The 23,634-nt window shown below is 41.4% G+C and carries 21 protein-coding genes and 1 rRNA gene; 13 read left to right on the top strand and 9 right to left on the bottom strand.

Annotation, left to right across the window (positions count from 1 at the left end; all coding sequences use genetic code 11):
• The 9 genes from EV282_RS00005 to dnaA all read right to left on the bottom strand — a co-directional run.
• A 16S ribosomal RNA gene (locus tag EV282_RS00005) occupies window positions 1-321 on the bottom strand; the annotation flags it as partial.
• Window positions 322-596: 275 nt separating this feature from the next.
• Window positions 597-1,700: an HD-GYP domain-containing protein gene (locus EV282_RS00010; protein WP_130292674.1), complete on the bottom strand. Its 1,104-nt coding sequence runs from the start codon at window positions 1,698-1,700 to the stop codon at window positions 597-599.
• Between the two features lie 89 nt (window positions 1,701-1,789).
• Entirely contained in the window at window positions 1,790-4,333 is a 2,544-nt protein-coding gene (gene gyrA, locus EV282_RS00015; RefSeq protein WP_130292676.1) for a DNA gyrase subunit A, read from the bottom strand.
• A gap of 143 nt (window positions 4,334-4,476) precedes the next feature.
• Window positions 4,477-6,423, bottom strand: coding sequence for a DNA topoisomerase (ATP-hydrolyzing) subunit B (gene gyrB / locus EV282_RS00020; RefSeq protein ID WP_130292678.1), 1,947 nt, complete (start codon window positions 6,421-6,423; stop codon window positions 4,477-4,479).
• A 32-nt stretch (window positions 6,424-6,455) separates the two neighbouring features.
• Window positions 6,456-6,725, bottom strand: coding sequence for an extracellular matrix regulator RemB (gene remB / locus EV282_RS00025; RefSeq protein WP_066294449.1), 270 nt, complete (start codon window positions 6,723-6,725; stop codon window positions 6,456-6,458).
• Between the two features lie 10 nt (window positions 6,726-6,735).
• Window positions 6,736-7,857 (bottom strand): DNA replication/repair protein RecF, encoded by a 1,122-nt coding sequence (gene recF / locus EV282_RS00030; RefSeq protein ID WP_130292680.1) that lies wholly within the window; start codon window positions 7,855-7,857, stop codon window positions 6,736-6,738.
• Between the two features lie 11 nt (window positions 7,858-7,868).
• A complete protein-coding gene (yaaA, locus tag EV282_RS00035; protein ID WP_077361026.1) occupies window positions 7,869-8,084 on the bottom strand; it encodes a S4 domain-containing protein YaaA in 216 nt (71 codons plus the stop codon).
• A 308-nt stretch (window positions 8,085-8,392) separates the two neighbouring features.
• Window positions 8,393-9,535 carry a DNA polymerase III subunit beta gene (dnaN, locus tag EV282_RS00040; RefSeq protein ID WP_130292682.1) on the bottom strand — a complete coding sequence of 381 codons (1,143 nt, stop codon included), beginning with the start codon at window positions 9,533-9,535 and terminating at the stop codon, window positions 8,393-8,395.
• A gap of 171 nt (window positions 9,536-9,706) precedes the next feature.
• Window positions 9,707-11,062, bottom strand: coding sequence for a chromosomal replication initiator protein DnaA (gene dnaA / locus EV282_RS00045; RefSeq protein ID WP_130292684.1), 1,356 nt, complete (start codon window positions 11,060-11,062; stop codon window positions 9,707-9,709).
• Between the two features lie 858 nt (window positions 11,063-11,920).
• Here dnaA and rpmH point away from each other — a divergent pair.
• From rpmH to EV282_RS00110, 13 genes are all read left to right on the top strand, one after another.
• A complete protein-coding gene (rpmH, locus tag EV282_RS00050; RefSeq protein WP_007201576.1) occupies window positions 11,921-12,055 on the top strand; it encodes a 50S ribosomal protein L34 in 135 nt (44 codons plus the stop codon).
• A gap of 187 nt (window positions 12,056-12,242) precedes the next feature.
• The gene (rnpA, locus tag EV282_RS00055) at window positions 12,243-12,590 is read left to right on the top strand and encodes a ribonuclease P protein component (protein ID WP_130292686.1); all 348 of its coding nucleotides are present in this window, start codon (window positions 12,243-12,245) and stop codon (window positions 12,588-12,590) included.
• A gap of 3 nt (window positions 12,591-12,593) precedes the next feature.
• Entirely contained in the window at window positions 12,594-12,821 is a 228-nt protein-coding gene (gene yidD / locus EV282_RS00060; protein WP_077361018.1) for a membrane protein insertion efficiency factor YidD, read from the top strand.
• A gap of 14 nt (window positions 12,822-12,835) precedes the next feature.
• Window positions 12,836-13,633, top strand: a complete 798-nt coding sequence (spoIIIJ, locus tag EV282_RS00065) for a YidC family membrane integrase SpoIIIJ (RefSeq protein ID WP_207224272.1) — start codon at window positions 12,836-12,838, stop codon at window positions 13,631-13,633.
• Window positions 13,630-14,262: an RNA-binding cell elongation regulator Jag/EloR gene (jag, locus tag EV282_RS00070; protein WP_130292690.1), complete on the top strand. Its 633-nt coding sequence runs from the start codon at window positions 13,630-13,632 to the stop codon at window positions 14,260-14,262. Before spoIIIJ ends, jag begins: the two co-directional genes overlap by 4 nt.
• A gap of 183 nt (window positions 14,263-14,445) precedes the next feature.
• Entirely contained in the window at window positions 14,446-15,822 is a 1,377-nt protein-coding gene (mnmE, locus tag EV282_RS00075) for a tRNA uridine-5-carboxymethylaminomethyl(34) synthesis GTPase MnmE (RefSeq protein WP_130292691.1), read from the top strand.
• A gap of 21 nt (window positions 15,823-15,843) precedes the next feature.
• Window positions 15,844-17,730 (top strand): tRNA uridine-5-carboxymethylaminomethyl(34) synthesis enzyme MnmG, encoded by a 1,887-nt coding sequence (mnmG, locus tag EV282_RS00080; protein ID WP_130292693.1) that lies wholly within the window; start codon window positions 15,844-15,846, stop codon window positions 17,728-17,730.
• Between the two features lie 166 nt (window positions 17,731-17,896).
• Window positions 17,897-18,613 carry a 16S rRNA (guanine(527)-N(7))-methyltransferase RsmG gene (gene rsmG, locus EV282_RS00085; protein ID WP_130292695.1) on the top strand — a complete coding sequence of 239 codons (717 nt, stop codon included), beginning with the start codon at window positions 17,897-17,899 and terminating at the stop codon, window positions 18,611-18,613.
• 129 nt (window positions 18,614-18,742) lie between these two features.
• Window positions 18,743-19,606, top strand: a complete 864-nt coding sequence (gene noc / locus EV282_RS00090) for a nucleoid occlusion protein (RefSeq protein ID WP_130292697.1) — start codon at window positions 18,743-18,745, stop codon at window positions 19,604-19,606.
• A gap of 437 nt (window positions 19,607-20,043) precedes the next feature.
• Window positions 20,044-20,817: a ParA family protein gene (locus tag EV282_RS00095; RefSeq protein ID WP_130292699.1), complete on the top strand. Its 774-nt coding sequence runs from the start codon at window positions 20,044-20,046 to the stop codon at window positions 20,815-20,817.
• A complete protein-coding gene (locus tag EV282_RS00100) occupies window positions 20,798-21,628 on the top strand; it encodes a ParB/RepB/Spo0J family partition protein (protein ID WP_130292701.1) in 831 nt (276 codons plus the stop codon). Before EV282_RS00095 ends, EV282_RS00100 begins: the two co-directional genes overlap by 20 nt.
• Before the next feature lie 83 nt (window positions 21,629-21,711).
• Window positions 21,712-22,863 carry an aminotransferase class V-fold PLP-dependent enzyme gene (locus EV282_RS00105; RefSeq protein WP_130292703.1) on the top strand — a complete coding sequence of 384 codons (1,152 nt, stop codon included), beginning with the start codon at window positions 21,712-21,714 and terminating at the stop codon, window positions 22,861-22,863.
• Window positions 22,864-22,875: 12 nt separating this feature from the next.
• A complete protein-coding gene (locus tag EV282_RS00110) occupies window positions 22,876-23,610 on the top strand; it encodes a DUF554 domain-containing protein (RefSeq protein ID WP_130292705.1) in 735 nt (244 codons plus the stop codon).
• Window positions 23,611-23,634 lie beyond the last annotated feature (24 nt).

Genomic DNA, 23,634 nt, shown 5'->3' on the forward strand with positions numbered 1-23,634 from the left:
TGTGGCCGATCACCCTCTCAGGTCGGCTACGCATCGTCGCCTTGGTGAGCCGTTACCTCACCAACTAGCTAATGCGCCGCGGGCTCATCTGTAAGTGTCAGCCGAAACCGACTTTCAAAGAAGAAACATGCGCTTCTTCTTATTATCCGGTATTAGCCCCGGTTTCCCGGAGTTATCCCCGTCTTACAGGCAGATTACCCACGTGTTACTCACCCGTCCGCCGCTAAATCAGAGGAGCAAGCTCCTCATCATTCGCTCGACTTGCATGTATTAGGCACGCCGCCAGCGTTCATCCTGAGCCAGGATCAAACTCTCCATAAAAGTGTTTGACTTGCTCTCATTTGTTACTGACGGAATTAATTCTTAATTCCTTACCTTTGCTTTTGTTCAGTTTTCAAAGAACTTGTTTGCGTCACTTGTTTTAGCGACTTTAATAATATACCACGCTAAACTGTCAGAGTCAATAACTTTTTAAAACTTTTTCAATTTAACTCGTTATCAACTTAAAGTGTTGCAGCGCTGTTCCTAAGACAGCTTGATTAGTCTACCATGGATGGAGCCAGGTTACAATACCTAAAAACAAAAAAGCTTCTATCCTAAGATAAAAGCTCTTCTATAAAGAGATCATTCCTTGTTTTTAAAGCGATGAATTCACCACTGGAGTCTAATTTGACCATCGGACGTGTAGGCTGGCTTTCTTCTATAAAGACGATTTCACCTACTTCTTGATTCGTAAGTTTTACACGGCTGCCTGTAGAGAAGGTTGATAATCCTGATAACAGTGCACGAATGACTTGATGATCGAACTTGCCGAATTGATCCTTCATCATCATTTCGAGTACTTTGAATGGAGATTGCTTGCTTCGATACGGACGCTCAGCTGTCATCGCTAGGTACACATCTGCTACAGCAAGTATTTTACTGAATGGATGCAGTTTGCTTCCTAGAACTTTTAACGGGTACCCTGAACCGTCTTCCCGCTCGTGATGCTGAAGAACACCGAGTAAAACACCTTCTTTTATAGAGGGGATCTTTTTCAGCATGTTATATCCGTGTATGGTGTGTTGCTTTATCTCATCAAACTCTGCAGGAGAAAGCGCGCCGCTTTTTTTCAAAAGAGTCGGCTGAACTTTTGCCATTCCGCAATCAGATAAAACGCCAGCAAGACCTATTTGAATACAGTCCCCGTTTGAATAATTAAGCTTCTTTGCTAAAAATGTGCTCAAGATCCCAACAGAAATGGCATGATGATAAATATAATCCGTGCTAGTGGCATAGTGATGCAGCAATAAAATTTCTCGAGGGAAATTTGAACCTTCTTCAAGTACTTGTAAAACAGCCTGGCGAACTTCCAGCATATCTAATGGGCTTCCTGACTGCCAATTCGTAAACAATTGCTTATAGCGCTTGACCGTCTGCAAATACATGCTCGGAAATGAAGGGATATCTTCTTTATTAAGCTGCACAGACGTTTTCTCTTCTTGTTTCGCTGCAGGAGCTGCTGTATTTTCCTTCATGCTGTTTGGGTTGAGCCCTGAATCATGAAGGATATCAATCTCCTCTATATTAAAACGAGTAAGTACTCTTAAGTGTTCTGAATTTAATACAGTGTTTTTATTAACGATCGGCTGATTCGTCATCGAGAAAACATCTTGAACTAGCATTTGGCCAATCTTCGCCTGACTCGTTTTAACTTTCATACAATAAACTCCTTTTGTCGGAAAATTCATAGTTTAATTGTACATATAAAAAAGAGGAAAATGTATACTCATTTTCCTCTTTTAAGAAATTATTCGTTATTCTCTTCATTGTTTTGTTCAGAATCAATCTCAGAAGCTGATGATTCTTCGCCTTCAGTTACGATAGGCTCACCATTTTCATCTAACAGTTCGTCTTCTGTTTCTTCTTCTCGTTCTACAACGGCAACCGTAGCAACATGATTGCTTTCATTCATTGACATCAATCTTACACCTTGCGTATTTCGGCCCATTGTCGAAATACCAGAGATGTTCATTCTGATGATGATCCCTTTTGCAGTAATAATCATCAAGTCTTCTTCATCCGTAACAGTCTTTAAGGTGACGACAGGACCGTTCTTTTCAGTGATATTAACCGTTTTGATCCCTTTACCACCGCGTGACTGCAGACGGTATTCACTCATCGGTGTCCGTTTGCCGTAACCTCTTGTTGTAACGATCAGGATATCTTGTGACTCATCCAATACTTCCATTCCAACAACTGCATCATCTTCACCTAGAGTAATAGCTTTAACACCTGTAGCTGTTCGTCCCATCGATCTTACGTCAGTTTCCTGATAACGTATGGACATTCCTTGTTTTGTACCAACGATAATGTCCTTCGTACCGTCAGTTAAACGTACTCCCATCAGTTCATCTTCATCTCGAAGATTAATAGCAAACAGACCGCCTTTGCGGATGTTGCTGTATGCAGATAATGGAGAACGCTTTGTTATTCCCTGTTTCGTCATAAAGTTAAGGTAAATTTCATCACTTTCCATATCCTCAACAGGGATAACAGCTGAAATTGTTTCCCCCTGCTCGATCTGCAGCAGGTTGATGATCGGAATCCCTTTTGCTGTTCTTCCGTACTCAGGAATCTCGTAACCTTTTAAGCGGTATGCTTTCCCCTTATTCGTAAAGAACAGGATGTAATTATGAGTATTGGTTGTAAACAGCTGTTCAACAAAATCATCTTCACTCGTTCCCATTCCTTGAATCCCTTTACCACCGCGTCGCTGTGAACGGTAAGTAGAGATTGGAAGGCGCTTAATATAGCCTTTATTCGTAAGCGTAATTACAATATTGGAACGCGGAATCAAATCTTCGTCCTCAATACTGTTGAATCCGACAGAAATAACAGTACGTCTTGGGTTATCGTATTTTTCTTTAATCTCAGTAAGTTCCGTGCGGATAATTTCAAGAATTTTTTCTTCATCCGCTAAAATCGCTTTTAATTCAGCGATCAAAGCAACCAATTCACTATATTCGTTCTCGATCTTGTCACGCTCTAAACCTGTTAGACGCTGCAAGCGCATGTCTAGAATCGCTTGAGACTGTTCATAACTTAATTCGAACTTCTCCATTAACCCTTCACGAGCAACGTCAGTCGTTCTGGAACCACGGATCAATGCGATGACTTCATCCAAGTGATCAAGCGCGATACGCAGACCTTCTAAAATATGAGCTCTCGCTTCAGCTTTTTTAAGATCAAATTCCGTACGGCGACGAATGATTACTTGCTGATGCTTCAGGTAATGGTAAAGACATTCCTTAATGTTAAGCACTTTTGGATGCCCATCAACAAGGGCAAGCATGTTGATACCAAAGCTTGTCTGAAGAGCAGTCTGTTTATATAAATTATTTAAAATAACATTTGCATTCGCATCACGGCGGATCTCCATCACGATACGCATACCGTTTCGGTCAGATTCATCACGCAGGTCTGTGATACCTTCAATCTTTTTATCACGAACGAGTTCAGCAATTTTTTCAATAAGACGAGCTTTGTTTACTTGGTAAGGAAGCTCCGTTACGATGATCGCTTGCTTTCCGCTGGCCATTTCCTCAATTTCAGCTTTTGCACGGATGATAATCGATCCTCTTCCGTTTTGGTAAGCCTTGCGGATTCCTTCACGTCCTAAGATTTCACCGGCAGTAGGAAAATCTGGACCAGGTATGATTTCCATTAACTCGGGAATCGTGATATCCGGATTTTCACTTAATGCTAAAATTCCATCGATTACTTCACCAAGGTGATGCGGAGGGATGTTCGTTGCCATACCAACCGCGATTCCAGCTGCACCATTAACGAGCAAGTTAGGAAAACGCGCAGGCAATACAACTGGCTCTTGTTCTGATCCATCATAGTTATCTTTGTAGCCGATCGTGTCTTTGTTGATGTCTCGAACCATTTCCATGGCAATCTTGGACATACGCGCCTCTGTATAACGCATCGCTGCTGCTGCATCACCGTCGACAGAACCGAAGTTGCCGTGGCCGTCGATGAGCATATGGCGGAAGTTGAAATCCTGTGCCATACGAACCATCGTATCATATACAGCAGAGTCGCCGTGAGGGTGATACTTACCGATTACTTCACCCACGATACGCGCAGACTTTTTATAAGCTTTGTCCGCTGTCATACCAAGATCGTTCATGGCATAAAGAATACGCCGGTGAACAGGCTTTAATCCATCACGTACATCTGGCAGTGCACGGCTGACGATAACGCTCATGGCATAGTCCATGAACGATGTTTTCATTTCCGTACTAATATTTATTTCTTTAACCCGGGAACGTTCCATTTCAGACATTCATTTTTACCTCCATAACCTCTAGAAAAACAGGTTTTTAAAGCCACTAATTCGGCTTTTAAACGAACCGAAACTGGACCTTGTCCAGCTTCAGCATTTTCTATGTTCAGCTTCAGCACCTTAATGTAAATGCTGAAACTTAATTAGATATCTAAATTCTTAACGTACTGTGCGTTTTCTTGAATGAAATCACGGCGTGGTTCTACTTTATCTCCCATCAAGATCTCAAACGTTTCGTCAGCAGCCATTGCATCTTTCATTTCCACTTGAAGCAATGTACGTGTTTCCGGATCCATTGTCGTTTCCCACAGCTGGGTTGGATTCATCTCACCAAGACCCTTATAGCGCTGCAGCTGCGGCTTTGGAACTTGCGGAAGTTCAGCCAATAATTTTTCAAGTTCTTTATCATTGTAAGCATACTCGATACGCTTTCCTTGCTGCACTTTATAAAGCGGCGGCTGAGCGATATAGATGTAGCCATGCTCAATGATCGGACGCATGTAGCGGAAAAAGAATGTCAGTAGCAGCGTACGGATGTGTGCTCCATCGACATCGGCATCTGTCATAATGATGATCTTATGGTAACGGGCTTTTGTAATATCAAACTCGTCGCCGATCCCTGTACCTAAAGCCGTAATGATAGCACGGACTTCGTTATTTGATAGAATTTTGTCCAGCCTTGCTTTTTCAACGTTAATAATTTTACCGCGAAGAGGCAAGATCGCTTGGAAATGACGGTCTCGTCCCTGTTTAGCTGATCCGCCGGCAGAGTCACCCTCAACTACGTACAGTTCAGATATACTTGCATCTTTAGAAGAGCAGTCTGCTAATTTCCCCGGTAATGAAGAAACTTCTAATGCACTCTTGCGGCGTGTAAGTTCACGCGCTTTTTTAGCAGCGACACGGGCACGCAGCGCCATCATTCCTTTTTCAACAATCGACTTCGCTACAACTGGATTCTCAAGCATGAACGATGAGAACGTCTCAGAGAAAATAGACTCAGTGATCTGTCTTGCCTCAGAGTTTCCTAGCTTCGTTTTCGTCTGTCCTTCAAACTGCGGATCAGGGTGCTTAATCGAAATAATCGCTGTTAACCCTTCACGGACATCTTCACCTGTAAGATTCGTGTCGTTGTCTTTAAACAAGTTATTCTTTCGCCCATAATCATTGATCACACGAGTCAGAGCTGTTTTGAAACCAGATTCGTGCGTTCCGCCTTCGTGAGTGTTGATGTTGTTTGCAAAAGAATAAATATTGCTTGCATAGCTGTCATTGTATTGGAACGCGATTTCAACAGAGATGCCGTCTTTTTCACCTTCGACAAAAATCGGCTCTTCATGAAGGACTTCACGTGTACGGTTAATATGTTCAACGTAGGACTTAATGCCGCCCTCATAGTGATATTCCTTCACTTCAGGCTCTTCGCCGCGTTTATCTTCTGCAATAATCCGAAGACCACGGTTCAAGTATGCAAGTTCACGAATACGATTAGAGAGAGTAGGGAAATCATATTCTAATGATTCAGTAAAAATTTCTGGGTCTGGCTTAAAGTGTGTGCGCGTACCTGTCTTATCTGTTTCACCGATGATTTTCAAATCGGCAGTCGGTATACCACGCTCATATGATTGATAATGAAGCTTCCCATCACGGGATACGGTAACTTCAAGCATTGTGGACAGCGCGTTAACTACGGATGCACCAACACCATGAAGACCGCCTGATACTTTATATCCGCCGCCGCCGAATTTACCGCCGGCATGGAGCACAGTCATGATAACTTCCAGTGCAGGTCTTCCCATTTTTTCATGCATACCAACAGGAATACCACGTCCATTGTCTTCTACAGTGATGCTGTTATCCTCTTCAATCGTAATGCGGATCGTATCACAGTATCCTGCTAACGCTTCATCGATTGAGTTATCGACAATCTCCCATACAAGATGGTGCAGACCGCGTACATTTGTTGCACCAATATACATCCCAGGACGTTTACGTACAGCTTCAAGTCCTTCGAGTACCTGGATATTGCTTTCATCATAATTTTGCTGATGTTCTAACTTTTGTTCAGTCGTCAATTGGTTCACCTTCATTCCGGTTTAAAAACGCTTTATTTATAAAACCTTTATTTTATATTCCAGCCATTTTCAAGTTCGAGGCGATCAGAGGCTCTCTTTTTTAACGTTGAGGCAGAAAGGGGAGACAAATAAATCGTTTTGTCAGTAATAATTACGGATTTTGCAGCATTCCCGCTCAGATCGGTTAATGTCTGATTCTTTTCATGCTTTTTAAGAAATTCCTTCGCAAGCTCAGAAGTCTTTAACGCATTAATATCCAATATAGCTAGTACATCTTTAGAATGAATAACTTCTTCATCACCTAAATGCAAAAGCAAATCCCTCACCTCATTTCAAACGTTCTATGGAGCCTGAATGAACTTGATAGGTTGCTGCCTTGATCAATGTTTCATGATGAATTCCTTCAACACTGGTCGTAGTAACAAAGGTTTGAACTTTACCTTGGATGGTATTTAACAGATGAGATTGCCTGAAGTCGTCTAATTCAGAAAGTACATCATCCAGCAGCAGAACAGGATACTCTCCAACTTCTGAATGAATTAAATCAATCTCAGCGAGCTTCAGTGAAAGTGCTGTCGTGCGCTGCTGTCCTTGAGAACCAAATGTTTGTACATCTTTCCCATTTACCGAAAACAGCAGATCATCCCGATGGGGTCCAAACAATGATGTACCCCGTTCAATCTCTTTTTCTTTTATTTTACCAAATTTCGAATGAAACGCTTCTATCATTTTCGACAAATCGGGCTCTTCGCATACCTCTACGGCAGGTTTGTAATGAATTTTTAAGCTTTCTAGCCCTCTCGATATGCCATGATGGATCGGTTCTGCCCATCCTTGCAGCTTCTCCATGTACTTCATGCGTTTCAATGTAATCCTTGCCGCTTTATCTATAAGCTGTTCTGTTAATATCTCAAGCATCGTCATATTTTCCGTGCTCTTATTGCGATACATGTCTCTCAAAAGAGAATTTCGCTGAGACAGGATCTTCTGGTACACCGATAGATCGTTCAAATAAACTGCGTTTACCTGTCCGATTTCCATGTCAATAAAACGACGACGCACCTGCGGACTGCCTTTTACAAGATTTAAATCCTCAGGTGCAAACATGACCACATTAAAATGACCGACATAATCTGTTAAACGTCGCTGTTCAATGCGGCTGATTTTCGCTTTTTTTCCTTTTTGTGAAATGACGAGGCTCAAATCAAAAGAACTGTTTTTCTTTTTGATGCTACCCTCTATTTTAGCATATTCTTCGTCCCAAGTTATTAACTCTTTATCTTTTGACGTCCGATAAGATCTCGCCATGGCCAAAACATAGATCGATTCCATGACATTCGTTTTACCCTGCGCATTTTCGCCAAGGAAAACATTGACCTTATTTTCAAAGCTTAAAGACTGGTCTTTATAGTTGCGGTAGTTCCTCAGATAAAGCTCTTCAATATGCAAAGGGATACCCCCTATTCCGTTGTTACCTTGAACTCTCCTATATCTGGAATGGACACGACATCACCCGCATATAATTTCTTCCCTCGGCGTGTTTCATGTTCTCCGTTCACAAGAACTTCATGTTCTGCTAAATACCATTTTACCATGCCGCCCGACTGGATGACATCGGTTGTTTTCAGCAGCTGCTGAAGCGTAATAAATTCTGTATTAATCTTTACGTTTTCCATTTCAAAAACCTCCTGGACATTTTCTGTGCTGCCTTTGAAAGTGGTTGATTTCCGTTCCAGGCACTCGCTTTCCGCGGGGCGGGCGGTGAGCCTCCCTATCGCTTCGCGCATACGGGGTCTCACCTGTCCCGCTGATCCCGCAGGAGTCTCGCACCTTGCACTCCAATCAACCGGTCAATGATGAAAATGAATAAACAAGATTTCAGACCACAATCTTTTAGAAAAAATCTTTTCTTACTAGTTTCTCCAAAAAACGAGACTCTTAGAAAAAGAAAAGAAAGCCGCCGGTCATCCGGCAGCTTTATATTTTAGTAAGTTCTTACCGGCAGGATTAACTGGCGGATCGTGTCATCTGAAACAGGCTGGATAAGGAACGGTCTCATAGCACCTGTGAAAAGAATGCTTATTTCAGAACAATCCATAACCTTAAGTGCCTCCATTACATATTTTGCATTAAAAGAGATCTTAAGTTCTTCCCCTTCGATGTCTTCAGCGATCATATGTTCAAAAACTTTACCGATCTCAGGTGAATTCGATGAAAGTTCAATCGTTTTGTTGTCGAGCGTTGCCAGTTTAACTACGTTGTTTCTTCCTTCTCTTGCTAATAGAGAAGCTCGGTCGATTGCTTGCAAGAACTCTTTTGTTTTTAAAACAAATGTTGTCTTGCTCTCAGATGGAATTAATTTTGATGTGTCAGGGTAGTTTCCATCCAATAATCGTGAGAACAGCAAAATGTTCTTTGCTTTAAACAAGATTTGATTGTTCGTAACAACAATTTGTACTTTCTCTGCAGATTCATCCAGAATCTTGGAAAGTTCGTTTAAGCTCTTTCCTGGAATCACTACGTTTTGAAAAGATAACTCTTCCGCTTGTGAATCAATTGGCATCTTACGTTCTGCTAATCTGTGGCTATCTGTTGCAATACAGTTAAGTAAACCATCAGATAATGTCCAATTCACACCTGTTAAGATAGGGCGTGTTTCTGAGGTGGACACCGCGAAGACAGTTTGGCGGATCATTGTTTTAAGGAGATCGCTTTGGATTTCAAAAACAAGATTCTCTTCAATCTGTGGCAGACGCGGGTATTCTTCTGGATCAAGTCCCAATAAGCTGAATTCAGATGCACCTGATCGCAGCGTTGTTTCAAAACGCTCTCCAACTTCGATCTCTACTGAATCATTAGGAAGTTTTTTAACGATTTCTGAGAAATAGCGTGCTGGAAGAACAACACTACCTTCTTGTTTTACCTCAATATGTACAAGATCTCCTTCTTCAATCGGTATCAATCTTTCAATGGAAATATCAGAATCACTACCAGTTAAGTGCACACCTTCATAAGTCACTTCCATTTTTATTCCTGTCAAAATCGGAATTGTTGTACGTGAAGAGACTGCCTTCATGACATCTTGAACTGCTTCAATCAATTGGTTTAATTGAATCTTAACTTTCATTGTTTTACCCCCCTAATATTAATTAAAATCTTTTAAAAAAATAGTAGTAATAGTACTAGGCGCTGTGAATGTGTGGATAACCCGCTCAAACAAAGATAGAACAGCCTATCCACATGTGGACAGACTGTGTATAAAGCAACAGTAGTTATTCACAGTATTCAAGGTTGCTATTTAGATCGATTTTAACTGATCATGAATTTCTTGTACTTTCTTTTGCAGCACTTGATCTGTAATAAGCAATGTTGAAATCTTTTCATGTGCATGAAGAACCGTTGTATGATCACGGCCTCCAAATTCTTCCCCGATTTTAGGAAGTGAGTTATCCGTTAGCTCACGTGAGAGGTACATAGCGATCTGTCTTGGAAAAGCAACGGATTTTGTTCTTTTTTTCGCCGTGAAATCTTCGAGCTTAACGTTGTAATGTTTGCCGACTACTTCTTGTATATGATGAATGGTAAGAGTTCTTGGTTTTGCTGACGGTATAATATCACGCAGTGCTTCTGCAGCCAAATCTGCGTTCATATCTTGATTAATTAAGGAAGAATAAGCTACAACTCGTATAAGTGCACCTTCAAGTTCACGTATGTTTGTATCAATTTGATTCGCGATATAAAGCATCACTTCATTTGGAATATCAAGGCCTTCAGCTTTCGCCTTTTTCCGCAGAATTGCGATCCTTGTTTCCAGATCTGGCGGCGTAATATCCGTGATCAACCCCCATTCAAAACGTGAACGGAGTCTGTCCTCTAATGTTGGGATCTCCTTTGGAGGCCTATCACTCGAGATCACGATCTGTTTGCTTTCTTCATGCAGTGCATTGAATGTATGGAAAAATTCCTCTTGAGTCTGTTCTTTTCCCGCAAGGAATTGAATATCATCTATAAGAAGCACGTCCACACTACGGAACTTATTGCGAAATTCAACGGTTTTATTATCTCGAATAGAATTTATAAATTCATTTGTAAATTTTTCTGATGACAAATAAACAACTTTTGCCCCTGGATTATGTTCCAGTACATAATGTCCGATCGCATGCATCAAATGCGTTTTTCCTAACCCAACTCCACCATAGATAAATAGCGGATTGTAAGCTTTCGCCGGTGCTTCTGCTACAGCTAGTGATGCAGCATGCGCGAAGCGGTTTCCAGAACCGATTACAAACCGGTCGAACGTATACTTTGGGTTTAGCATACTTTGTGATACTTCTTCATGAGGTTCATTTGGCGTTTTAGGTGCCTTTTTCATCGCCAGCTCTAAGTCTAAATCTATTTCTGACTGATTTTGTGGAATGATGAACTTTACATCCAATGCCGCCCCAGTAACGTCCAGCAAGGTTTCTGAAATAATGCCAGCATACCTTGATTCCAGCCAATCGCGTGCAAATTCATTAGGTGCTGTTATAACAAGCGTATCATTTTGCAAAGCATGAGCTGTTGTTGATTTTAACCAGGTTTCAAAGCTGGGCTTACTAACTTTTGTTTCTATAGCCGCAAGTGCTTTGGACCATAGGTCATTAATGTTTTCCAACCAATTTACCCCCCTTATCTCTTTTAAGTCATCCTATTTTAGCAGTCGTTTTCCCTGTTGTTTAAGGTTTGTACATGCAGTGAATACCTATGCATAAAAATAAAAGTCCACATGATATGTGAATGATAATTAATATAGTAGATAATAGGATTATAAACAGCCATACAGTGTTTGTGGACAACCTTTTTAACAGTGAATTCAAACTGTCCACAACTTTATCCACAGCATGTGAATAACTTTGTACAACTGAGATGTTATTAACGAGTTAAAACACAACAAGCATATCAAAAAAAAGCAAGCTTGGCAACGGATTATTGTTACTTATCCACAACGCCCATACCTTGTGTAAAGAAGTTGTCCACAACACAAGATTTTGTGTAAAAGATGTCGATAATTGGTGTGGATAATGAAAAACGTGTCGAAAAAGATGTCCACAGGCAAGAGGATAAAGAATTTGGAGAGCGTTGTAGAATGACATGAATTGCTTTTGAAGTTTTCTTTTACATAGTTTTGGCGATTTAACTAAGCGAGGATCTGTTCTAAAAAATTAATGCAGACTGGGATTTTTTTATCATTTACCTTCATTGGCAAGTTGATTGGAGTGGAAGGTGCGAGACTCCTGCGGGACAGGCGGGCAGGTGAGACACTTAAAAGTGAAACGTTAAGAATGTGGCTCACCGCCTGCCCCGCGGAAAGCGAAGCACTTGGAACGGAGGTCAACCACATTCAAGAACAACGAAGCATAGGAAACACAAAAACAACCTAAAACAAAAACTACCTTGACAAATGAATAGGTCAGTCATTATACTTTATTAGACTGTCTTTTATAAGAGATATCCTCAGGGAGGTGTAATATACATGAAACCTACATTTCAACCGAACAACCGTAAGCGTAAGAAGGTACATGGTTTCCGTGCACGTATGGCTACAAAGAACGGACGTAAAGTTCTAGCTCGCCGTCGTCAAAAGGGAAGAAAAGTGTTATCCGCATAGGCCACTGACATCAGTGGTCTTTTTTTACTTTTATAGACCTATCCGCTCATTCCGTTTTGAATTTTTTAGTAAAGAATCATTCAGTTTTTGTCTAAACCATGTTTTACAAAACTAAATTAAACCGATACTGGAAGAGATCGCAGGACAATGGAATGAGATTGCTTAAATTGATGGAGTGTTAAATGGAATGAAGAAAGAGCAGCGCATCAAAAAAAATGAGGAATTTCAAGAAGTCTTCAAAAAAGGAAAATCAACGGCTAATCGCCAATTTGTTATATACAGCTTAAAAAAAGAGGATCAAGACGTTTTTCGCATTGGTCTGTCTGTCAGTAAAAAGGTAGGAAAAGCTGTTACGCGTAATCGCATCAAGCGCTCGGTTAAAGAGATTTTTCATAAATACAGCGAACAATTGCTGCCAGGCAGGGATTATGTTGTTATTGCGAGAATACCGACAGCGAATATGGATTTTCATGAGATTGAAAAAAGCTTGCTTCACGTATTAAACCGAGCGAATGTTTTTAAAAAGAGGGTGTAAGAAGTGAAATCCTTATTTATAGGGATTATACGTTTTTACCAGCGGTGGATCTCACCGATGACTCCGCCTTCATGCCGCTTTTATCCGACTTGTTCGCATTACGGTATAGAAGCTTTCAGGCAGCACGGTGCAATAAAAGGACTTTGGCTGACGGTTATCCGGATTTTAAAGTGCCATCCTTTTCATCCCGGGGGCGTTGACCTCGTGCCTGAAAAAAGAGACAATAAATAATTGAGATGAGATTTATGATTTTTAAGGAGGATAAGAGTGTGCGTAAGAAAATAGGTTTAATGATCGCCCTTTTCGCACTCATGGCTGTCCTGTCAGGATGTGGATCGATGAATGATCCTATCACAAAAGACAGCACGGGAATTTGGGACACATATTTTGTTTATCCATTATCATGGCTGATCACATATTTTGCAGATCTGACTGGTGAAAATTATGGACTAGCTATCATTATTGTAACTTTATTGATTAGAACGGCTTTGCTTCCATTAATGATCAAGCAAACGAAAAGTTCTAAAGCGATGCAGGAAATTCAACCTGAAATTCAAAAACTGCGTGAAAAGTACAAATCAAAAGATGCTAACTCACAGCAAAAACTGCAGCAGGAAACAATGGCACTTTTCCAAAAGAATGGTGTAAATCCGCTTGCAGGTTGTTTACCATTACTTATTCAGATGCCTATTCTTTTAGGTTTCTACCATGCAATCATGCGTACGGGAGAAATTGCTAACCACAATTTCCTTTGGTTCGATCTAGGGGAACCAGATCCTTTCTTTATTTTGCCGCTAGTTGCAGGTCTTACAACATTCTTGCAGCAAAAAATTATGATGGGCGGAATGGACAATCCAAATCCGCAAATGAAGATGCTTTTATACATCATGCCAGTCATGATCGTTGTATTTGCGATTAATTTCCCAGCTGCATTATCTTTATATTGGGTGATCGGTAACATCTTCATGATTGCACAAACATATTTCATTACGACCCCAATGAAAAAGAAAGAAAATCAAGTTGATGGGGGAGCTAAAAAGTGAAAAAGGTACAGGTAACAGGGAAAACGGTTGAAGAAGCAGTAGAAGCAGCACTAGAACAACTTCAGACTTCAAAAGATCAAGTAGAAGTGAAAATTCTTGAGGATTCCAAAAAAGGCTTTTTTGGACTCGGCGGGAAGCCGGCAGTTGTTGAAGTAACAGTAAAAGCTGATCCTGTTAAAACTGCGATCGAATACCTTCAGGATGTAACATCCAAGATGGGGGTACCCGTTACCATTTCTCAGCGGCAGGAAAACGATCACCTAGTGCTTGATTTAACCGGTGAAAAAATTGCGATTTTAATTGGAAAACGCGGACAAACGCTAAATGCGCTTCAGCTTTTAACAAATATGGTTGCAAACTCAGATCCAGAAACTAAGCATGTGAAAATTGTTCTAGATGCTGAAAATTATCGTACCAGACGGCAGGAATCGCTGGAACGTCTTGCTGAGCATTCCGCTCAAAAGGTGTTCATCACGAAAAAGAGCTTCGCGCTTGAACCGATGCCTGCTAATGAACGTAAAGTGATTCACTTAGCACTCAAAGAAAACCGGGATGTTGAAACGACGTCCGAAGGGGTAGAGCCATTCCGAAAAGTGGTTATCCGTCCCAAGAATACGATCAAGAGATAATGAAGCTTCAGAGGGTATTCCTCTGGGGCTTTTTATTTACTGCGGGCTCATAATACGGTACACTATTTTTTATTGTGGATATTTATGTCCTTTTTTACGTAACAATTATCACAGCTGCCATTTAAGGTCATACTAATTGATAAATAGATAGAGCGTTTTATAAGGGAAGTTGAGGTGAAAAAAATGGAATACGATACGATTACGGCTATTTCTACGCCGATGGGTGAAGGAGCAATTGCAATCGTGCGTCTTAGCGGTCCGGAAGCGGTATCGATCGCTGACCGTGTTTATAAAGGTTCAAAAGTGCTTGAAGAAGCTGACACACACACGATTCACTATGGAAAACTGGTTGATCCGAAAACGAATCAAGCTGTAGAGGAAGTCATGGTAAGTGTAATGAGAGCTCCGCGAACTTTTACACGTGAAGATGTTGTGGAGATCAACTGTCACGGCGGATTAGTTTCTGTTAATAGGGTTCTTCAACTCATTCTGCAGCAGGGAGCACGTTTAGCCGAACCAGGAGAATTTACGAAGCGTGCTTTTTTAAACGGACGAATCGATTTGTCACAAGCGGAAGCAGTTATGGACTTGATCAGAGCGAAGACAGACCGGGCCATGAACGTTGCGCTTAATCAGATGGAAGGCCGCCTTTCATCTTTAGTCAGCAGACTAAGACAGACACTTTTAGAAACCATTGCCCACGTCGAAGTTAATATAGATTACCCAGAATACGATGCTGAAGAAATGACGCATTCATTATTAAATCATAATCTTTTAACGGTTAAAAAAGAGGTAGGGTCCATTTTGCAGACGGCTCAGCAAGGGAAGATTCTTCGCGAAGGATTATCTACGGCTATTATCGGACGTCCGAACGTAGGGAAGTCTTCGTTAATGAACGCTTTAGTTCATGAAAACAAAGCCATTGTTACAGATATAGCTGGGACTACAAGGGACGTTATCGAGGAGTATGTCAATGTAAGAGGTGTCCCTCTAAGGCTTGTGGATACGGCAGGCATCCGAGAAACAGAAGATATTGTTGAGAAAATCGGTGTTGAAAAATCACGAAAAGTATTAAAAGAAGCGGATTTGATTCTGCTCGTTTTAAACGGAAATGAACCGCTGTCCCATGAGGATGAGAATTTATTCCGTGCAGCTGCAGGGCTGGATAAGATTGTGATCATAAACAAAACTGATTTAGAAACAAATCTGGATATAGACCAAGTGAAAGGTCTAGCGGAAGGTTCACCTGTTATTGCTACATCATTAGTTAAAGAAGAGGGAATAGATGAACTAGAACAAGCGATAGCGAATCTATTTTTTGCAGGCGGAATCGAAGCACAAGATCTTACTTACGTATCAAACTCAAGACACATCGCATTGCTGCAGCAGACTATTCACCATATTGACGAAGCGTTAGGCGGGATTGAAGCTGATCTTCCAATAGATATGGTTCAGATCGATATTACGAGAGCATGGGAGATACTCGGTGAAATTGTAGGAGACACTGTTTCAGAAAGCTTAATCGATCAGCTCTTCTCACAATTTTGTTTAGGAAAATAATAAAGAAGGAGGTAAGAACACATGGGATATAAAGCTGACATTTTTGACGTTATTGTTGTTGGTGCCGGGCATGCGGGTGTTGAAGCGGCTCTAGCGTCAGCTCGCATGGGTGCAAAAACACTTTGTCTTACGTTAAATTTAGATGCCGTAGCCTATATGCCTTGTAATCCGTCTGTCGGAGGACCGGCAAAAGGGATCGTAGTGCGTGAAGTGGATGCACTTGGCGGAGAAATGGCGCGGAACATTGATAAGACGCATATTCAAATGCGGATGCTGAATACTGGTAAAGGCCCTGCGGTACGTGCACTGCGTGCTCAAGCGGATAAATATTTGTATCAGCATGAAATGAAGAAAACGATGGAAAATACTGAAAACCTTACATTGCGTCAAGGGATGGTAGAACGTCTTATTATGGAAGGCGATGTATGTAAAGGTGTTATTACGAAGACGGGGGCAGAATACGAGGCAAAAGCCGTTGTATTAACAACGGGCACGTATTTAAGAGGAAAAATTATAATCGGTGAACTTGCTTATGAGAGCGGTCCGAACAATATGGCACCGTCCATTAATTTATCCTATCACCTGCAGGAACTTGGATTTGATATGGTTCGCTTTAAAACCGGTACTCCACCGCGTGTTAACAGCAAAACCATTGATTATTCGAAAACGGAAATACAGCCTGGAGACGATGTTCCAAGAGCTTTTTCATACGAAACGACTGAATTTATTACAGACCAGCTTCCTTGCTGGCTGACTTACACGGGGGATGAAACGCACCAGCTGATCAACGGCAACCTTCACCGTTCACCGATGTATTCTGGAATGATCGAAGGAACTGGTCCTAGATATTGTCCGTCGATCGAAGATAAAATTGTACGTTTCAATGACAAGCCGCGCCATCAGATTTTCTTAGAGCCTGAAGGGAAAAACACAGAGGAAGTGTATGTGCAGGGCTTATCTACAAGTCTTCCTGAAGATGTGCAGAAGAAAATCCTTGCTACGATTCCTGGTCTTGAAAAAGCGGAACTTATGCGTGCAGGCTATGCCATTGAATATGATGCAATCGTGCCAACTCAATTATGGCCATCTCTTGAAACTAAAAAAGTGAGCGGCTTATTCACTGCAGGACAGCTGAACGGTACGAGCGGCTATGAAGAGGCAGCTGGACAAGGGCTTATGGCAGGTATCAATGCTGCGTTAAAGGTAAAGGGGAAAGAACCGCTTATTCTTGATCGTTCTGAGGCTTATATTGGTGTGCTGATCGATGACCTGATCACAAAAGGAACGAATGAACCATACAGACTTTTAACATCGAGAGCGGAATACCGTCTTTTATTAAGACACGACAACGCTGATCTGCGATTAACGAAAAAAGGTTTTGAAATCGGACTGATACCGCAAGAACGTTACGAACGCTTTGAGGAGAAAAAAGCACAGATATCGATGGAAATTGAGCGTTTAGAGCATGTTTCAATCAAGCCATCTGAAGAGGTTCAGCAAGTTCTTGCAGAGGCCCATTCTTCAGCGCTGAAAGAACCGATGACAGCTGCAAATCTGCTTAAACGTCCTGAAGTAACTTATCCTGTGATCCAACGATTAGCACCTGCCGAAACACCTCTAAGCGAAACGGTTTCAGAGCAGGTCGAAATCCAAGTGAAGTATGCAGGTTACATTGATAAACAGCTTGCACAGGTAGAAAGAATGCGCAAGATGGAGAACAAGAAACTGCCTGTTGACCTTGATTATATGGCGATTAACGGTCTCGCAACAGAAGCGAAGCAAAAGCTGCATGAAGTACGTCCGCTTTCTGTAGGACAGGCATCACGAGTATCCGGGGTAAACCCAGCGGACATTTCGATTCTGCTGATTTACCTAGAACAAGGCAAACTGGCTAAGATTGCACGTTAGAAGTAGTTGGTTTCTGTTCGAGGATGCTCGCTTTCCGTAGGGGCGTGAGGTGAGCCTCCCTATCAGCGGGGTCTCACATGCACGCTGTTCCCGCTGGAGTCTTGCGCCTTGCGCTCAATCAACTCTGATCAACGAAGGGTCTTCAAAAAAGGGGGACGCAACAAAAATGAATATCGAGATGTTTCAAACTTCCCTGAAGGAAAAGGGAATCGAGTTATCAGAAAAACAGCTGTCACAATTCGAAAACTATTTTCATTTGCTTGTTGAATGGAATGAAAAAATGAATTTAACGGGGATTACAGAAAAAGAAGAAGTGTATTTAAAGCACTTTTATGATTCTGTTACAGCAGCGTTTTATTTTAATTTTAATCAGGACATTACGGTGTGTGATGTTGGAGCAGGAGCTGGTTTCCCTGCTATACCGCTCAAGATCTGTTTTCCTGAGATCAAGTTAACTGTTGTGGACTCTTTGAATAAACGAATTGGTTTCTTAGAGCATGTTGTAAAAGAACTTGGATTAGAGGATGTTTCAATGTACCATGATCGAGCAGAAACATTTGCTCACAGACCAGAATTCAGGCAGCAGTTTGATCTTGTTATGGCAAGAGCAGTTGCCCGACTATCAGTTTTATCCGAGTTATGCTTGCCGCTTGTGAAAAAAGGCGGTCATTTCCTTGGGATGAAAGGTGCAAATCTTCCTGAAGAAGTGAAAGAAGGCGAAAAAGCGGTAAAGCTTTTAGGAGGAAAGATTGAAGATGTTCATTCTTTCTTGCTTCCAATCGAAGAAAGCGAAAGAAATATTGTCATTATCGAAAAAGTTAATGAGACGCCTAAAAAGTTCCCGCGCAAACCTGGAACTCCTAACAAGTCACCGATTCAATAAAAAAACTGTCTGTGTTTCACGTGAAACACAGGTGTTACATAAAAGAAAGATTTTTACAGACTTGCAGGATTTTAGGACTAGTGGGAAGAAATAGATTAACAGGCAGATTACAAAAGGTGGTGTATTCGCATGAAGCATCCTTTTTCACGTTTATTCGGCATCGGCGAAAAGAGCCAGCAGACATTAGATCCAGAACCAGCTGAAAAAAACGACAACGAAGAAGTACTTCAAATTCCGGTTCAGTATATTATTCCAAACCGGTTTCAGCCCAGAACGGTTTTTATAGATGAACGAATTGAAGAATTGTCACAAACCATCGAAGCTCACGGCATCATTCAGCCTATTGTTGTTCGCGTTATTGGAGAAGACCAGTATGAACTGATTGCGGGAGAACGCAGATGGAGAGCTGTCCAAAAACTTGGCTGGGAGAAGATTCCTGCTATCGTAAAGGAAATGGACGATTCACAAACAGCGTCTGTAGCTCTTATTGAAAACCTTCAGCGGGAAGAATTAACAGCGATTGAAGAAGCAATGGCCTACGCCAAGCTGCTGGAATTACATGGACTTACACAAGAAGGACTGGCGCAAAAGCTAGGCAAAGGCCAGTCAACGATTGCAAATAAACTTAGATTATTAAAGCTCCCTCAATCCATTCAAGATGCTCTCTTGCAAAAGAAGATTACAGAACGTCACGCAAGAGCTTTGATCGTCTTAAAGACACCAGAGAAAATGGAATTGGTCCTAGGAGAGATTCTTGAAAAACAATTAAATGTTAAACAGACGGAAGACCGAGTGAAAAGAATGATCGAGTCTGAAACCGCAGAGAAAAAACCTCAGGCGCGCCGCAAGTCTTACAGTAAGGACATGCGCCTTGCGATCAATACAGTAAGACAATCAGTAGATATGGTCGTTCAAAGCGGACTTTCTATTGATACTGAAGAAGAAGAGCACGAAGAGTTCTATCAATTCACCATTCGAATCCCTAAAAATTAAGAGTTAAGACCATCAGCTTTTTATAGCTGATGGTTTTTTGTATTATTTCCTCGAAAAAATTGCTCTTTTATAAATGCTCATCCTTAAAGTGTTTTTGCTTTTTAATATTTTTTTTGGATCCCCACTTCTTCGACAAGTTGATTGGAGTGCAAGGTGCGAGACTCCTGCGGGATCAGCGGGACAGGTGAGATCCCTTAAGCGCGAATCGATAGGGAGGCTCACCGCACGCCCCGCGGAAAGCGAGCACCTGGAGCGGAAATCAACCACTTCCAAGAGCAGCGAATTTTGTACAAACATAATTTCTAGAAGCTTTTTGTTTTTTATAAAAAACACCTCAGAAAAAATCTTTATTTTTCATTATTTCAATAAGTTATTTTAAAATCTTCATGATAGAATAATAGATAATTGATTGTTCATAAAGTGAGGTAGGTGACAACGTGGCGAAGATCATTGCAGTAGCCAACCAGAAAGGCGGAGTCGGAAAAACGACTACGTCAGTCAACCTTGGTGCATGCTTAGCGTATTTCGGTAAAAAGGTATTGCTAGTAGATATAGATCCTCAAGGTAACGCGACAAGCGGTGTAGGAGTAGACAAAGGAGATATTGATCAATGTATCTACAATGTCTTAGTTGAGGATGTGGAAGTTAAAGATGTAATTGTCGAAACGATCTGTGAAGGACTACATATTCTCCCTTCTACTATTCAGTTAGCAGGAGCGGAGATCGAGCTTGTACCGACGATTTCAAGGGAAGTACGATTAAAAAGAGCACTTGATCAGGTAAGCTCAAATTATGATTTTATTATTATCGATTGCCCGCCATCTCTTGGTCTGCTAACGATCAACTCTTTAACAGCATCAGATTCTGTCATAATACCGGTGCAATGTGAATATTACGCACTTGAAGGGCTTAGCCAGCTGTTAAACACAGTACGTCTTGTGCAAAAGCATTTAAATACCGATCTTATGATTGATGGTGTACTGCTAACAATGCTTGACGCCCGAACGAACCTAGGGATTCAAGTCATTGAAGAAGTGAAAAAATATTTTCAAGATAAAGTGTATGAAACGATCATACCAAGAAATGTTAGACTATCAGAAGCGCCAAGTCATGGAAAACCGATTATTATTTATGATCCTAAATCCCGGGGTGCAGATGTTTATTTAGATTTTGCGAAGGAAGTGATTGGCATTGGCGAAAGGGTTAGGTAAAGGGCTTGGAGCGTTAATAAAAAATGAAGAAGAACACGTCCAAGAAGTCAGTGTAAAAGAACTAAGACCGAATCCGTATCAGCCCCGAAAAGTTTTCGATCAAAAAGCGATTGACGAGCTGAAGGAATCCATTCAAGAACATGGAATATTGCAGCCGATCTTGGCTAGGAAAAGCATAAAGGGCTATGAGATCATCCTTGGAGAGCGAAGGTTCCGAGCTGCATCAGAAGTGGGTCTTAAGACTGTTCCTGTTATCATAAAAGACTATTCAGAAGAAAAAATGATGGAAGTAGCGCTGATCGAGAACCTTCAGCGGGAAGATTTAAACCCTGTGGAAGAGGCTCAAGCTTACCAGAAGCTAATAGACCATCTTAAACTTACGCAAGAAGAATTGGCCTCTAGAGTCGGAAAAAGCCGTCCGCACATTGCGAACCACATCCGCCTCTTGCAGCTGCCGAAACCCGTTCTAGAGCTTTTATCCAATGGCTTGATTACGATGGGACACGGCCGCGCATTACTTGGACTTAAGAAAAAATCAAAAATGCAGCAGGTCGTTCAGCGGATTACCGATGACGGGTTAAATGTAAGGCAGCTCGAGAAGCTCATTCAAGACATCAATATGAATGTTTCACGTGGAACAAAAAAGAAAACAGTTCAAACGAACGTGTTTTTTAAAGAGAAGGAATCATCATTGCGAGATCGTTTTGGTACAAGCGTTTCTATCAAAAAGTCAAAACGCAAAGGGAAAATAGAAATCGAGTTCTTTTCTCAGGATGATTTAGAACGAATTTTAGATCTTTTAGAAAAGTAGTTGAAACCATCGATAAGGTGGTTTCTTTTTTACACTATAGGTTATTTGTAAAGTAGTTCTCAACATGCAAGGAGGAAGAGTATTTGTCTATCATCTATTTTGACCATGCGGCAACCTCATATCCAAAACCCAAGGGAGTTATCGAAGCTGTTGGACAAGCTGTTAACTTAGGAAATCCTGGCCGCGGCGGCCATTTCTTGTCTAAAGAAGCCTCAAGAGTTGTTACAGATGCAAGAGATGAGATCGCTTCCTTCTTTGGCTGTGAGTCTGCAAAATCGGTCATTTTTACGAAGAGTGCGACTGAAGCAGTCAATCTTGTATTAAAAGGGTATCCTTGGCAAACAGGGGATCACATTATTGCTTCTGGCTTTGAGCATAACGCTGTCTATCGGACTCTCCATTTTCTTGAAAAAACACTAGGCATCAGCGTCACTTATCTACAAGGCGATGAAGCACTCCATAAAGAGAACATCATCTCTAACATCAAAGAGAACACCAGGTTATTGGTATGTACACACGGATCGAATGTGGATGGAACACTCTTACCGGCAGATATATGGGGCGGTGTTTCAAAAGAATATAAATTAAAATTACTCGTGGATGCTGCTCAGACAGCTGGTGTTCATCCCATTCATATGGAAGATGATCATATTGATTATTTAGCGGTACCAGGTCATAAAGGGTTATTAGGTCCGCAAGGCATAGGAATGCTGCTCATAAACAATAAAGAAACGCTGCTTTCTCCATTGATTTACGGCGGCACAGGAACATTCTCTGAACTTCCTGATCAGCCAGAAGAACTGCCTTACAGGCTGGAGAGCGGGACATTGAATGTTTCTGGAATAGCAGGAGTTCATGCAGGTGTTAAAGAGGTCATAGATAGAGGATTAAAGAACATTCAAAAGCATGAAGAAGAGATACTTTTTGATTTTCTGAAGCAAATCGAATCTATACCTGAAGTAAGCATAACGAAACCTGCTTCATTTCCGGATCGGCTACCGGTTATCTCGTTAAGAGTGAAAGGGCTGGATGTTCATGAAATCGCTGTGATTTTAGATGAACATTACAATATTGCTGTAAGAGCCGGACTGCATTGTGCACCGCTTGCTCACAGTCGGACAGGAAGAAATAATGAAGGAGCTTTGCGAATCAGCTTCGGTTATACCACTACAAAAGATGAAGTAAACACTTTAATCAGGGCTTTAAAGGAAATCATCAATGGTCTACTAGGATAGGAGATAAATGACATGTCACTTTTAGGAACATTTGTTAACGGGATCGCGATCATCTCTGGCAGCTTTTTAGGTCTGTTTTGGACAGCGATACCCGATCGGATAAAAGACACCATTCTTCAGGCAATGGCACTGGCAGTTACTATTTTAGGAATAGGCATGGGGCTAAAGAGCGAACAATTTCTTATCGTAATCGCCAGCCTGGCTATCGGAGGAGGTCTAGGCGAGTGGTGGAACCTTGAAGAAAAACTGAACTCAGTAGGAAAATGGCTTGAGACAAAAGTAGGCAAACAAGATAAAGGATCAGTTGCAACAGGATTTGTTACCGCTACTCTCGTTTTCGTAGTGGGTGCTATGTCGATTGTCGGTGCTTTAGACAGTGGCTTGAGACAAGAGCATGATGTCCTTTACACAAAGGCTTTGATCGACGGATTCTGTGCCATTTTATTTACTTCAGCACTTGGAATTGGTGTGATGTTCTCTGCTGTTCCGGTTGTTTTATATCAGGGTGCCATCACGCTATTAGCAACACAGATCGACCGGTTTGTTCCTCAAGAGCTCATGGATGCCCTAATTGTAGAAATTACAGGCACTGGCGGGATCATGATCGTCGCAATAGGTCTTAATTTGCTCGGAGTAGCTAAAATTCGCGTTGCTAATTTGCTGCCAGGACTTTTAATCGCAGTGATACTTGTTTTTATTGTAGAAAAATGGGATAACATCCTTGCATTTTCACAGGGAATTCTATAAGAAAAGCCGCTTGTATCCATTGAT

It is taken from the genome of Fictibacillus sp. BK138 (genome assembly GCF_004216955.1).
In the GTDB taxonomy this organism is placed as follows: domain Bacteria; phylum Bacillota; class Bacilli; order Bacillales; family Fictibacillaceae; genus Fictibacillus.

Bases quoted from the DNA above. Each gene is read 5' to 3' on its own strand.
- mnmG (WP_130292693.1), top strand. From the start codon at position 15,844: ATGGGATATAAAGCTGACATTTTTGACGTTATTGTTGTTGGTGCCGGG.
- EV282_RS00110 (WP_130292705.1), top strand. From the start codon at position 22,876: ATGTCACTTTTAGGAACATTTGTTAACGGGATCGCGATCATCTCTGGC.
- dnaN (WP_130292682.1), bottom strand. From the start codon at position 9,535: ATGAAAGTTAAGATTCAATTAAACCAATTGATTGAAGCAGTTCAAGAT.
- EV282_RS00010 (WP_130292674.1), bottom strand. From the start codon at position 1,700: ATGAAAGTTAAAACGAGTCAGGCGAAGATTGGCCAAATGCTAGTTCAA.
- rnpA (WP_130292686.1), top strand. From the start codon at position 12,243: ATGAAGAAAGAGCAGCGCATCAAAAAAAATGAGGAATTTCAAGAAGTC.
- gyrA (WP_130292676.1), bottom strand. From the start codon at position 4,333: ATGTCTGAAATGGAACGTTCCCGGGTTAAAGAAATAAATATTAGTACG.
- gyrB (WP_130292678.1), bottom strand. From the start codon at position 6,423: ATGAAGGTGAACCAATTGACGACTGAACAAAAGTTAGAACATCAGCAA.
- noc (WP_130292697.1), top strand. From the start codon at position 18,743: ATGAAGCATCCTTTTTCACGTTTATTCGGCATCGGCGAAAAGAGCCAG.
- spoIIIJ (WP_207224272.1), top strand. From the start codon at position 12,836: ATGATTTTTAAGGAGGATAAGAGTGTGCGTAAGAAAATAGGTTTAATG.
- rpmH (WP_007201576.1), top strand. From the start codon at position 11,921: ATGAAACCTACATTTCAACCGAACAACCGTAAGCGTAAGAAGGTACAT.
- yaaA (WP_077361026.1), bottom strand. From the start codon at position 8,084: ATGGAAAACGTAAAGATTAATACAGAATTTATTACGCTTCAGCAGCTG.
- mnmE (WP_130292691.1), top strand. From the start codon at position 14,446: ATGGAATACGATACGATTACGGCTATTTCTACGCCGATGGGTGAAGGA.
- rsmG (WP_130292695.1), top strand. From the start codon at position 17,897: ATGAATATCGAGATGTTTCAAACTTCCCTGAAGGAAAAGGGAATCGAG.